Raw genomic sequence first — 12723 nt, 5'->3', positions numbered from 1 at the left:
CAATAATAATGGGGTAAACCGCAATGAGAGGAAAAAGTCGTGCTTGAAGCCTACCGTAAACACGTCGCAGAGCGTGCTGCCGAAGGAGTTGTTCCTAGACCCCTAAATGCTGAACAAGTCGCAGGACTTGTTGAACTGTTGAAAAATCCCCCTCAAGGTGAAGAAGCGTTCATGCTTGATCTCCTTGAAAATCGAATTCCTCCCGGTGTGGATGAGGCCGCTTATGTTAAAGCGGGCTTTTTAACCGCCATCACTAAAGGTGAGGTCTCTTCACCGCTAGTGAGCCGCGCAAAAGCTGCGCAACTACTCGGAACTATGCAAGGCGGTTATAACATCGAGCCGCTAGTTTCATTGCTTGATGATGCTGAGCTGGCACCGATTGCGGCTGATGCACTATCGCGTACTCTACTGATGTTTGATGCGTTCTATGACGTTGAAGAGAAAGCAAAAGCGGCTAATGCACATGCACAAAAAGTGTTGCAATCATGGGCAGACGCGGAATGGTTCCTTTCAAAACCGGCGCTTCAAGAGAAGATCACGCTAACCGTATTTAAAGTTACTGGCGAAACTAACACTGATGATTTGTCACCAGCGCCAGATGCATGGTCACGCCCAGATATTCCAGTGCATGCACTGGCTATGTTGAAAAATGAACGTGAAGGCATTCAACCCGATAAAGCAGGCAGCATTGGCCCTATCACTCAAATCGAAGCTCTAAAAGAGAAAGGCCATCAGCTAGTCTATGTGGGTGATGTGGTCGGTACAGGCTCGTCTCGTAAATCCGCGACTAACTCTGTTTTGTGGTTTATGGGTGACGACATCCCATTTGTGCCTAATAAACGCGCGGGTGGCTACGTGCTCGGCGGTAAAATTGCACCTATCTTCTTCAACACCATGGAAGATGCCGGCGCGTTGCCGATTGAAGTTGACGTTACCAAACTCAACATGGGTGATGTGATTGATGTTTACCCATTTGAAGGCAAAGTGTGTAACCACGACACTGGCGAAGTGCTTGCTACGTTCAAGCTTAAAACCGACGTATTGATTGATGAAGTGCGCGCTGGCGGCCGTATTCCACTGATCGTTGGTCGTGGTTTAACGGATAAAGCACGCGAAGCACTAGGCTTAGAAGCGTCAACAGTATTTCGTCGCCCAGTTGCAGTGGCTGATACAGGTAAAGGTTATACACTGGCTCAGAAAATGGTTGGTAAAGCATGCGGCGTGACGGGTGTTCGCCCGGGGACTTACTGCGAACCTAAAATGACCACGGTTGGATCGCAAGATACCACTGGCCCGATGACACGTGATGAATTGAAAGATTTGGCGTGTCTTGGTTTCTCTGCTGATTTAGTCATGCAATCTTTCTGTCATACCTCGGCTTATCCAAAGCCTGTTGATGTGAATACCCATCATACCTTGCCTGATTTCATCATGAACCGTGGCGGTGTTTCACTGCGTCCGGGTGATGGCGTTATTCACTCATGGCTAAACCGCATGTTGTTACCTGATACCGTCGGTACTGGTGGTGACTCGCATACACGCTTCCCGCTTGGCATTTCATTCCCAGCCGGTTCTGGCTTGGTTGCTTTTGCGGCCGCAACGGGTGTGATGCCACTGGATATGCCAGAATCTGTCTTGGTGCGTTTCAAAGGTGAAATGCAGCCGGGCATCACGCTGCGCGATCTAGTGCACGCGATTCCTTATTACGGGATTAAGCAAGGCCTGCTTACAGTGGCGAAAGCGGGGAAAATTAACGAATTCTCTGGCCGTGTGCTAGAAATCGAAGGGGTTGAGCACTTAACGGTTGAGCAAGCGTTTGAACTTTCTGATGCCTCGGCAGAACGCAGTGCGGCGGGTTGTACGGTTAAATTGTCACAAGCCTCAATTGAAGAGTACCTCAACTCTAACATCACTATGTTGAAGTGGATGATCGCCGAAGGTTATGGTGACCGCCGTACTATCGAGCGTCGCATTACGGCGATGGAAGCGTGGCTAGCCAATCCTGAGTTGATGCAAGCGGATAGTGATGCAGAATACGCACATGTGATTGAGATTGATCTTGCTGAGATTAAAGAGCCGATTTTATGTGCGCCAAATGACCCAGACGATGCGCGCTTACTTTCTGATGTACAAGGTACGCCTATTGATGAAGTCTTCATCGGTTCTTGTATGACCAACATTGGTCACTTCCGTGCGGCAGGTAAATTGCTTGAGAAGTTCAATGGTCAGTTAGACACACGTTTGTGGGTTGCGCCACCGACTAAGATGGACAAAGATCAGCTTATCGAAGAGGGCTATTACGGCATCTTTGGCCGCGCTGGGGTACGCATTGAAACTCCAGGATGTTCGTTATGCATGGGTAACCAAGCGCGTGTTGCCGATAAAGCGACCGTCATGTCGACTTCGACCCGTAACTTCCCGAACCGTTTAGGGACTGGCGCGAATGTTTACCTTGCTTCGGCAGAGTTGTCGGCCGTGGGTGCCATTTTAGGCCGCATTCCAACACTGGAAGAGTACCTAGAGTACGCGAAGCAGATCAACGCAACTGCAGCTGATACCTATCGCTACCTCAACTTCCATCGTATGACGCAATACACTAAAAAAGCGGACAGTGTGATTGTCCAGCAAACGGTGTAAGAGCTATCCAAGCTAACCTCCTAATAAAAAAGCCACCGATTCGGTGGCTTTTTACCATTCTAGCTTCTCACTCAATGCTGAAATAACATTAGATTAAGTTCGATTGGTGGCTGCAATGCTCCGCCAACAATGACTTGACCCATAATTCATAACGTTGTTCTGTCAATGGAGTTAAAATGAGTGTGAACGTCATATGGTATTCAGCGAAATAGTTATTGCCTGTGAGACAAGCTAAAAACACACGCGACATTACGCGCGGTCATTTCTACATTTTGCGCCGCTTCGGCAAGGGCTGTAGGCAAGTCGACCGAGCGTGGAACGACACTGAATACCGCATCAATGCCATGTGGGTGAACAACGGCGCAGTCTGCTGACAAGCAGCCTGCAATGCCGATCACTGGCACGGAAAAAAGTTTGGCAGTGCGCGCAACACCGATTGGCGTTTTACCGTGAATGGTTTGGCTATCAATGCGTCCTTCCCCAGTGATGACTAAATCGGCATCCTTTACCACATCGCTAAGGTTCACGGCATCCATCACAATTTCAATGCCCGGACGAAGGCTCGCTCCTAGTAGACCAACCAGCGCCGCACCTAAACCGCCTGCCGCGCCAGCACCCGGCATCTCTTTAACATCACGACCTAATTGCGTTTTGATGATGTTTGCATAATGCGCAAGGTTGGCATCAAGTTGCGCGACCATCTCGGGTGTTGCTCCTTTTTGTGGGCCAAAGACGTGCGAAGCGCCTTGTACGCCGCACAGTGGATTATCGACATCGCAGGCGACCTCCAGTTTGATGCGGGCTAAACGTGGGTCCAGTAGTGTGAGATCAATCGAGGCCAGTTTTGACAATTCACCGCCACCAAAGCCTAATGGATTACCATCTGAATCAAGCAGTTTAATGCCGAGGGCTTGCGCCATGCCGAGGCCACCATCGTTGGTTGCACTGCCACCAATGCCGATGATGATGTGTTCAACACCTTGATCAAGCACGGTTTTAATCAGCTCACCAGTACCGTAGCTGGTGGTGTTCATTGGGTTGCGTTGCTCTGGCGGCACCAGGTGTAAGCCCGATGCGGCCGCCATCTCAATGATCGCTGTTTTACCATCACCCATTAAGCCATAAAAAGCCTCGACTTGCTCACCTAGCGGCGCCGTCACCGTTGTGGTAACAATCGATCCATTAGTGGCATCAACCAGTGATTGGACCGTCCCTTCGCCGCCATCGGCCATCGGTAACTTAATGTAGTGCGCATCGGGTAACACTTGTTTGAATCCATTCTCTATCGCGGTGGCGACTTCCATTGCCGTTAGGCTCTCTTTATAAGAATCTGGAGCAATAACAATTTTCATTTTTTAACACCTTAACTGCGTTAAACAAACAGACCAAATACGCCAAAAATCATCACAGAAATGAAGGCAATCACTAAACCTACTGCCGATTCATAAGGAATTAAGGTGAGACGCTCACGAATGTCCATATGTACCGCTCCGCCCGTGGCGTGGAAGAAACTACCGTGTGGCATATGATCAAGTACGGTCGCACCTGAATGGATCATGGCAGCCCCTGCCAGCGCGGGTACGCCTAGCTCGAGTATAGTGGAGCTAAAGACGCTGGAGGCAACGGCTGTACCTGCGGTGGTTGAAGCGGTTGCCAGTGACATCATTGCACCTGAGATCGGTGCAAGCAGGTAAGAAGGTAACCCAGAAGCGGTCAGTACTTCGATTAAACCGCCTTTAAGACCTGAATTGGCGATGATGCCGGCTAAAGTACCAGTACCAAGCAGCATAACCGCAACCGGAGCCATGCGTGTTAAACCTGAAACCGCGAAGTGGTTAGTGTCTGCAAATCGTCCCATCACGACCGCACCGACTAACCCGCCTAATGGGAGTGCAATTAAAGGATCCACATTGATGCCAGCGATAGGGCGTAGTGCGAGTAACACAATCGCCACTAATGGTGCGATGATCGCTGAGCTAAAGCGGGGTAGCCTAGAATGATCCACCGCAACGACTTCACTGGCGGAGACTTTACTTCCTTTATTGACTAAACGTTTGGCAATCAAGTAAGCCACAATAAGCCCGCAGATCCCAGGAATAATACCCGCCGCCATTACAGAAGTAAGTGGCACGTTAAACGCGTCGGCTGCGGCAATCGCATTAGGGTTAGGTGACATTACGTTACCCGCTTTACCGCCGCCAATCATCGCTAGCAGAATGGCCGCCTTGGAGAGATCGGCACGGCGAGCGATCGCCAGAGCGATAGGAGATACGGTGATTACTGCTACGTCGACAAACACGCCGACCGCAGTCAAAATTAAGGTTGCTAAGGCCAAGGCAAATAAAGCGCGAGTTTCTCCAACCTTTTTCACTATGGTTTCTGCAATGGAAGTGGCAGCGCCTGATTCAATCAATACACCAGCCAAAATACCTGCTGCAAGAATGCGTAGTACTGCGGTCACAATGCCTTGTGCGCCACCAATCATCAGAGCAACGGTGTCGGTCAGCGATACACCGCCGATCACGCCACCGACCAACGCGCCGATGATCATGCCATAGGCGGGTGGTACTTTTTTTAGAATGAGCGTGATAGCTACGACTAATGCGGCCAGAGCTCCGAGAGTTGAAACTTCAATCATCTTCTATATCCATATTTTTTATCAGTGATTGGCTGCAATATAGGGAGCAAAAATAAAAGAGTCTTCGGTCTATTGCACAGATTACTGGCTTTGACGCGACTGATTAATTGTGCAAATGCACAATTTTATGTTTTTATTTGAAGCAAGATAAAGCCAAATAAAGGTGAGTAATGTCATTTAACTGATTGAATTTTAAAGCGGTTACTTGCTCAATTTTTTCAAGCCTATAGCGCAAGGTATTACGGTGAATATGCAGTGCTTGGCAAGTTTGATGAACATCGCAGTTTTGCTCAAAATAATGGCGGAGGGTTTTAATTAATATTCCCTTAGTATCATACCGTTCCAGCAGGGTATAAGGTTGGCGTAACTGCTCGCGGCTCCATGGCTCATGCTGTACGCTATTGAGCAGTACAGGTAACTTATCATCTTGATAAAAGAAGACGTCTCCCTGTTTATGGTGGGAGGCTTGCATCGTCAACTTGGCGGTTTGATAAGATTGAGCCAGCCCAGAGAGCGTTGGAAAATAATCACCTAGTGCAATTTTGATGGTGAATTTGCCCTCTTTTTTCACTCGCTTCAACAGTTGATTGACTCGTTTAGTTTCGGCCTCTTGTGACCAACCTTTTTCGGTGAGTGAGATGGGTTTTAAAACCACTACTTCGTTGTGAGAAACTGAAATGATCCCCACCAAATTGTCCCGTTCAGGGTATTCCAGCAGATGCACCAACTGCTGTAAGTGTTCTAGCGATAAGGCGGTATCGTTATCTGGGATCAATTTGACCACGGCAGCGATACGCGGCTGGGAAAGGTCGAGCCCTAATCGCTCGGCGATTGAATTGAGCTGTGTTTCGTTGAGAGTGGCACCTTGAATTAGTTGTAATAGCAGCTCTTCACGGTGGCGCTTATTCCACTGTACTTGTGCCATCAGTGCGGCTTGTTCAACGATAAGCTCCGCCGTCATTTTGACCAGCTCGCCATAACGGTGAACCTCCGTTGGGTTACCGGAAATTCCAACCACGCCGATCACTCGTTGTTGATAAATGATGGGGAAATTGATGCCGGGTTTAACGCCTTTTAGGTAACTGGCGGTGGCATGATCAATTTCAACCACTCGATTTTCATTGATGGCTAAAATCGCCCCTTCGTGTTTCTGGTGCAAACGAGTGGGATCACCTGAGCCAATAATGCGTCCCTTTTCATCCATTACGTTGACTGAATAAGTGATGATCTTCATCGCTCTTTCTACAATCTGGCGTGCGGTGGTTTCTGTGATCTGCATAATCTCAAGTGGTTTCGTTAGCCATAATCACCGATAATAACAAAGTTATCCGTATCCCCAAGCACCAATATCGAGAACCCGATGGACTACGAATTTAAAAAAAACACCCTAGATGGGAGCTATTACTGCTCTTTTTCGATGGGGCACGAAATTATTGGCCGTTGGCTACAAGAGGAGATCAGCAACGATCTTCCCAAAATAGATCAAGTTATTGCGCTAATGGCAGCATCGAAACGTGCATTTAATCAAGAGCAGACGCTTGAGGGGCAGGAAATCAGCGTGATGATTCTTGCCGATGAGGTCACGGTTCAGGCCAATGTTTTGACGCATGGTGAAGCGCTTGATAGTGACAGTGAGTTTGATTTTTACGATTGTGAAAGCACTGCAAGCTGCGGCATTGATGATTTTGCTTTGATGATCAAGCAGTGGTGCGAATTTGTACGTTACTCACCTGCGGACTTCACTTAGCGCTGCACAAAACTGGTGAAGATTAAACACTTCGCTTTATTTGTGGGAAAGGGTTGCACCTTATTTGTGCAACCCTTTTCTTTTTGGCATAAGAAATGGTTGCAAATCTTTTAAAATCATTAAGTTAAAAAGTTGGCACGCGGCTTGGATTGTATTGATCGTAAACGGACTACTGCTTGTGAGAGGATGCAATGAAACTGATCAACGCGATAATTAAACCATTTAAGTTAGACGATGTGCGTGAAGCTTTGGCCGATGTCGGCATCGAAGGGATGACGGTTTCCGAAGTGAAAGGCTTTGGTCGCCAAAAAGGGCACACCGAGCTCTACCGAGGCGCGGAATATCAAGTCGATTTTCTGCCTAAAGTGAAATTAGAAATAGCGACACAAGCTGAAAATGTCGATCGCGTGATAGAGGCGATTATCAAAGCGGCGCACACCGGAAAAATTGGTGACGGAAAAATTTTTGTGTATGACCTCAGCCAAGCTGTGCGTATTCGTACTGGCGAAATGGACAGTGAAGCACTGTAAAGATTCAAAGGATTGGAGATAACCATTATGGAATTAGCAGCAACGGTAACAGAGCTACGTTACGCACTCGATACGTTTTTTTTCTTGATTTCGGGTGCGTTGGTGATGTGGATGGCGGCTGGCTTTGCCATGCTAGAGGCGGGTTTAGTTCGTTCTAAAAACACCACTGAAATTTTAACCAAAAACTTTTGTTTGTACGCGATTGCCTGTACCACGTATTTAGTGGTTGGTTACAACATTATGTATGTTGATAACGCAGAAGCAGGCTGGCTGCCTTCATTCGGCTCCTTGATAGGTAGCCAAGCAGAAGGCGCGGATCACTCCCTTGAATCAGACTTTTTCTTCCAAGTGGTGTTTGTGGCAACCGCGATGTCGGTGGTTTCTGGCGCTGTCGCTGAGCGAATGAAATTGTGGTCGTTCCTTATTTTTTCCGTCATTTTGACCGCATTCATTTACCCAATGGAAGGCTATTGGACTTGGGGTGGTGGCTTTCTTTCAGCTGCCGGTTTCAGTGATTTTGCCGGCTCTGGTATTGTTCACTTAGCGGGTGCATCGGCGGCGCTAGCTGGGGTCATCTTGTTGGGAGCACGTAAAGGTAAATACGGTAAAAATGGTGAAATTTACCCTATTCCGGGCTCCAACATGCCACTTGCGACTTTGGGTACATTTATCCTGTGGTTTGGCTGGTTTGGTTTTAACGGTGGTTCACAACTAATGCTGTCTGATTTTGAAAACGCAACAGCGGTTGGTCAGATTTTCCTCAACACCAATGCCGCTGCAGCAGCGGGTTCTATCGCGGCTCTATTAGTGTGTAAAACCACTTGGGGTAAAGCGGATTTAACCATGGTACTCAACGGTGCGTTGGCCGGGTTAGTGGCTATTACCGCTGATCCTCTCTCTCCATCACCACTGTATGCGGTAGCGATTGGTGCTGTAGCGGGTGTGTTGGTTGTGTTTAGCATTATAGCCCTTGATAAAGTGAAAATTGACGATCCTGTGGGCGCAATTTCAGTACATGGCGTATGTGGTTTGTTCGGTTTAATGGTTGTGCCAATCAGCAATACTGATGCGAGCTTTGGCGCTCAACTACTTGGAGCCGCAGTGATTTTCGCTTGGGTATTTGGTGCAAGCCTTGTGGTTTGGGGCATCCTGAAGGCAACGATAGGCATTCGAGTTTCGGAAGAAGAAGAATTAGAAGGGATGGATATGCACGACTGTGGGGTGGGGGCCTACCCAGAATTCGTGACAATAAAGTAATATTTCCTTACAGATAACCTACCTAAAAACCTGCCGATTAAGGCAGGTTTTTTTATTGATTGAATTGTTTTTCAATCTATCATCAATATAATAACGAAACTGATAAACATTATCATTACCAATTTTAAAGGGAACTAGAAATGAAGAAACTGCTTACTCTGTCTGCGATGGCATGTAGTGTGATGGCTCCGAGCGCGATGGCGGCAGAGGAGGTTAACGTTTACTCATACCGCCAACCATTTTTGATTGAGCCGATGTTTAAAGAGTTCACTCAACAAACGGGCATTAAAGTGAATGTGAAGTTTGCGAAAGAAGGGATTGCTGAGAAATTGGTACAAGAGGGTGAGTACAGCCCTGCTGATGTGATTTTAACCTCAGAATTTAGCCGTCTTTTTGAGTTATCTGAAAAAGGTTTAGTCCAAGCGGTGGATAACAAAACCATTGAAACTAACATTCCCGCCCAATATCGCGATAGCGCAGATGAGTGGTTTGCACTAACAATACGTACCCGTAGCGTCTACTCATCACGCGATCGCGTAGGCAAGCTGGGTGATGACTTCAATTACGCTGACCTCGCGAAGCCTGAATTTAAAGGCAAAATCTGTACTCGTAGTGGTAAGCACCCTTACAACGTGGCGCTGGTTGCATCCATGATTGCAGAGCAAGGCGAAGCGAGCACTAAAGTTTGGCTTGAAGGTGTCAAAGCAAATTTAGCACGTAAGCCTCAAGGTAACGATCGTGACCAAGTTAAAGCGATTAAAGAAGGTTTGTGTGATGTCTCATTGGGTAATAGCTATTATTTAGGGAAAATGTTAGCTGATGATAAGCAAAAATCATGGGCTGAAGCCGTCTACATCAACTTCCCCGGCCAGAATGCGCAAGGCACGCACGTTAACGTGAGTGGTATGGCGATGGCGAAGTACGCGCCTAACAAAGAAAACGCAGTTAAGCTGATGGAGTTTTTGACCAGCGATAAAGCACAGCACATGTACGCTGACGTCAACTTTGAATACCCAGTAAAAGCAGGTGTTGAGCGTTCTGCACTAGTCGCTTCATGGGGCGATTTTAAAGCAGATCCACTGCCGCTCGAAAAAATTGCCGACAATCATGCCGCGGCAATTAAGCTGCTTGATGAAGTGAAATTTGACCTTTAATCGGTTCTAGGGGTATAACAGTGCCCCTATTCTATTGAAGGGGCATGAGATGTATTTGCAAACGCATTTATGTGTCAGTAAGCCTTATTGTAATTAGGCAATGAAAGAAAAAAATACATTATGGAAAACCAGTAGTGCCAGTGTCACTGTGCTACTGGTTTTGCCGATCTTAGCCATCTTTATTACCGCTGCGGGACAAAGTGATGAGGTTTTTGCTCATCTCATGTCAACCGTGATGCCCACCTATACCTTTAATACCGTCGTATTGACGTTCTGTGTGATGGGGCTTTCTTTGCTATTTGGCATTCCCAGTGCTTGGTTAATGGCGATGTGTAAGCTGCCTACCGAACGCATTTTACAATGGGCTTTGGTGTTACCACTTGCGATGCCCGGCTACATTATCGGTTACATCTTTACCAGTTGGTTTGACTACGCAGGCCCAGTGCAAGTGTTACTTAGAGATATTACGGGTTGGGGCGCAGGTGATTACTGGTTTCCCGACATTCGCAGTTTGGGCGGGGCAAGCATTGTGCTTGCGCTGGTGCTGTACCCATATGTTTACCTACTGTGCCGTGCAGCATTCATGGAACAAAACGTCTCCTTATTGCAATCCGCTCGTCTATTAAAATGCTCTCCGTGGCAGAGTTTTCGTCTTATTTCACTGCCGCTTGCACGGCCCGCGATGGCGGTTGGCCTCTCCTTAGTGGCGATGGAAACGGTGGGAGATTTTGGTACGGTGAGTTACTTTGCCGTTAATACCCTAACGACTGCGGTGTATGACACTTGGCTCGGTTATTCTAATTTGAATGCGGCAGCGAAAATATCCGCCATCATGTTGGTGATTGTATTATTACTGCTGAGCGCAGAGCGCTATAGCCGTCGTAAACAGAAATTATTTCAAAGTCAATTTAACAGCCATGAAGATTTTCGCTATCAGTTGCAAGGGTGGAAAAAATGGGCCGCTTTGTGTTGGTGTTGGGGGCTAGTTGCGCTCGCGTTTCTGCTGCCTTTATTGCAGTTGGTCTCATTCGCTTATCACTATTTTGCGAAAAGTTGGACTTCGGAGTTCCAAGACTTTGCGATCAATAGCTTAACGGTTTCGTTGACGGCCGCGCTGGTGGCGGTGTTGATTGCTTTGGTCGTGAATTTTTGCCATCGGTTGAACGCCAACGGGGTGACTTTAGCCTTTATGCGCTTGTCTTCTATGGGGTATGCGGTTCCCGGAACCGTGTTAGCGATTGGTGTGATGGTTCCGGTGCTGTTTATGGATCATTGGGTCAATGATGTTGCTAAAGCGATGCAGTGGGGGCGACCGGGTCTTATCTTTTCTGGTTCGATGTTTGCTATTATTTTTGCTTTAGTGGTGCGTTTTTCGGCCGTGGCGATTGGTAGCATAGAAAGTAGTCTTAATAAAGTCTCACCTTCTTTGGATATGGCGGCTCGAACTATGGGTTATCGATCGAACGCTATGCTGTGGCGAGTTCATCTGCCATTGATCCGCCGTGGTACGCTTATCGCTGGGTTGTTGGTGTTTATTGAGTCAATGAAAGAGCTGAATGCCGCTTTATTATTGCGTCCGTTCAATTTCGAAACCTTGGCGACCTATGTTTATAACTACGCATCGGATGAACAATTAGAAGTGGCTGCTTTGCCTGCGATACTCTTGGTCGCGGTTGGTTTAATTCCGCTTATCGTTGTTAACCGTTCACTGGAGCAAAATCACTGATGAGTTGTGCGCTGTCTATTCATGATTTGACTTGCAAATATGAAAACCAAACGGTTTTACAATCACTGTCGCTGGAAGTAAAACAGGGAGAAATCGTCTGTTTATTAGGAGCAAGTGGTTGTGGTAAAACGACCTTATTGAAAGCCGTTGCGGGTTTGTTGCCACTCAGCTCTGGGGTGATGAGCCTTAATTGTGTGACGATTGATGATGGTCAACATTGGTTGCCACCGGAAGCGCGAAACATAGGGATGATTTTCCAAGATTATGCGCTGTTTCCTCACTTAACTGTTGCGGAAAATATCGCGTTTGGATTGCGTCAACTCTCTCAAACCGAGCGCAAAGCGAAAGTCGAAGAGATGTTGGCATTAGTGCACTTAGCGGGGCTGGGGGATCGTTATCCTCATCAACTATCGGGTGGGCAGCAGCAGCGAGTGGCGATTGCTCGCTCCTTGGCGTATAAACCGGATCTACTGCTGCTTGATGAGCCGTTTTCCAATATCGATACCCAAGTTCGTCATGAGTTGATTGGCGAAATTCGCAACATTTTTAAAAAGCAGGGTGTGACGGCTATTTTTGTGACCCATAGCCGCGAAGAAGCTTTTGCTTTTGCTGATAAAATGGCGGTAATGAACCACGGTGTGATTGAGCAATATGGCACCGCATCAGAGCTGTACTACCAACCGTCGAGTAAATTTGTGGCCGATTTCTTAGGTGGTGGAAGTTATTTAAGCGCCAAACGAATTTCAGAATGGCAATTTGAGACCGATTTAGGTGTAGTAGACGCCAAAGCTCAGCAACCTATTGAGCTTGAAGCCAAATGCGAATTACTACTGCGGCCACAACACATTCAAATTAGTGCGCAGCAAGAGAGCAAAGTCCGCGTGTTAGAGCAGCAATTCATGGGCGATCACTGCCGTTATGTGATTGATGCGTATGGCAGTAAGTTGCTGGCGAGTTCTTCACAGCCGTTGAGCGTTGGGCAAAATGTTGCAGTCAGCATTGATACGCAAGGTGTGTTGGCTTTTTAAAAAAAG

10 protein-coding genes are annotated in these 12723 nt (G+C 47.4%); 7 read left to right on the top strand and 3 right to left on the bottom strand.

Annotated elements, in window-relative coordinates; translation table 11 throughout:
* The first annotated feature begins 39 nt into the window (after window positions 1-39).
* Window positions 40-2637, top strand: coding sequence for a bifunctional aconitate hydratase 2/2-methylisocitrate dehydratase (gene acnB, locus B9J87_RS15510; RefSeq protein ID WP_094124413.1), 2598 nt, complete (start codon window positions 40-42; stop codon window positions 2635-2637).
* A 212-nt stretch (window positions 2638-2849) separates the two neighbouring features.
* Here acnB and B9J87_RS15505 read toward each other — a convergent pair whose 3' ends face one another.
* From B9J87_RS15505 to B9J87_RS15495, 3 genes are all read right to left on the bottom strand, one after another.
* The gene (locus tag B9J87_RS15505) at window positions 2850-3989 is read right to left on the bottom strand and encodes a glycerate kinase (protein WP_094124412.1); all 1140 of its coding nucleotides are present in this window, start codon (window positions 3987-3989) and stop codon (window positions 2850-2852) included.
* Between the two features lie 20 nt (window positions 3990-4009).
* Window positions 4010-5275 (bottom strand): GntP family permease, encoded by a 1266-nt coding sequence (locus B9J87_RS15500; protein ID WP_013857655.1) that lies wholly within the window; start codon window positions 5273-5275, stop codon window positions 4010-4012.
* Between the two features lie 133 nt (window positions 5276-5408).
* Window positions 5409-6554 carry a sugar diacid recognition domain-containing protein gene (locus B9J87_RS15495; RefSeq protein ID WP_017048371.1) on the bottom strand — a complete coding sequence of 382 codons (1146 nt, stop codon included), beginning with the start codon at window positions 6552-6554 and terminating at the stop codon, window positions 5409-5411.
* A gap of 81 nt (window positions 6555-6635) precedes the next feature.
* Between B9J87_RS15495 and B9J87_RS15490 the strand changes: the two genes are divergently transcribed.
* The 6 genes from B9J87_RS15490 (at window position 6636) to B9J87_RS15465 (ending at window position 12717) form a co-directional block, all read left to right on the top strand.
* Window positions 6636-7022, top strand: coding sequence for a YacL family protein (locus B9J87_RS15490; protein ID WP_010317535.1), 387 nt, complete (start codon window positions 6636-6638; stop codon window positions 7020-7022).
* Window positions 7023-7213: 191 nt separating this feature from the next.
* On the top strand, window positions 7214-7552 hold the full coding sequence (locus tag B9J87_RS15485; protein ID WP_010317537.1) for a P-II family nitrogen regulator: 339 nt from the start codon (window positions 7214-7216) through the stop codon (window positions 7550-7552).
* 27 nt (window positions 7553-7579) lie between these two features.
* Entirely contained in the window at window positions 7580-8809 is a 1230-nt protein-coding gene (locus B9J87_RS15480; RefSeq protein WP_026029024.1) for an ammonium transporter, read from the top strand.
* 140 nt (window positions 8810-8949) lie between these two features.
* Window positions 8950-9963, top strand: coding sequence for a Fe(3+) ABC transporter substrate-binding protein (locus tag B9J87_RS15475; protein ID WP_088720897.1), 1014 nt, complete (start codon window positions 8950-8952; stop codon window positions 9961-9963).
* A 100-nt stretch (window positions 9964-10063) separates the two neighbouring features.
* On the top strand, window positions 10064-11689 hold the full coding sequence (locus B9J87_RS15470) for an ABC transporter permease (protein WP_094124376.1): 1626 nt from the start codon (window positions 10064-10066) through the stop codon (window positions 11687-11689).
* Window positions 11689-12717: an ABC transporter ATP-binding protein gene (locus B9J87_RS15465; RefSeq protein WP_094124377.1), complete on the top strand. Its 1029-nt coding sequence runs from the start codon at window positions 11689-11691 to the stop codon at window positions 12715-12717. Before B9J87_RS15470 ends, B9J87_RS15465 begins: the two co-directional genes overlap by 1 nt.
* Window positions 12718-12723: the final 6 nt, after the last annotated feature.

The organism is Vibrio sp. V19_P1S1T109 (assembly GCF_002241375.1).
Lineage (GTDB): Bacteria > Pseudomonadota > Gammaproteobacteria > Enterobacterales > Vibrionaceae > Vibrio > Vibrio anguillarum.
This window is presented reverse-complemented; position numbering and strand designations above follow the sequence as displayed.

Excerpts from the sequence above, each read along its gene's own strand:
- B9J87_RS15505 (WP_094124412.1), bottom strand. The coding sequence starts at position 3,989 with ATGAAAATTGTTATTGCTCCAGATTCTTATAAAGAGAGCCTAACGGCA.
- B9J87_RS15500 (WP_013857655.1), bottom strand. The coding sequence starts at position 5,275 with ATGATTGAAGTTTCAACTCTCGGAGCTCTGGCCGCATTAGTCGTAGCT.
- B9J87_RS15495 (WP_017048371.1), bottom strand. The coding sequence starts at position 6,554 with ATGCAGATCACAGAAACCACCGCACGCCAGATTGTAGAAAGAGCGATG.
- B9J87_RS15490 (WP_010317535.1), top strand. The coding sequence starts at position 6,636 with ATGGACTACGAATTTAAAAAAAACACCCTAGATGGGAGCTATTACTGC.
- B9J87_RS15485 (WP_010317537.1), top strand. The coding sequence starts at position 7,214 with ATGAAACTGATCAACGCGATAATTAAACCATTTAAGTTAGACGATGTG.
- B9J87_RS15480 (WP_026029024.1), top strand. The coding sequence starts at position 7,580 with ATGGAATTAGCAGCAACGGTAACAGAGCTACGTTACGCACTCGATACG.
- B9J87_RS15475 (WP_088720897.1), top strand. The coding sequence starts at position 8,950 with ATGAAGAAACTGCTTACTCTGTCTGCGATGGCATGTAGTGTGATGGCT.
- B9J87_RS15470 (WP_094124376.1), top strand. The coding sequence starts at position 10,064 with ATGAAAGAAAAAAATACATTATGGAAAACCAGTAGTGCCAGTGTCACT.
- B9J87_RS15465 (WP_094124377.1), top strand. The coding sequence starts at position 11,689 with ATGAGTTGTGCGCTGTCTATTCATGATTTGACTTGCAAATATGAAAAC.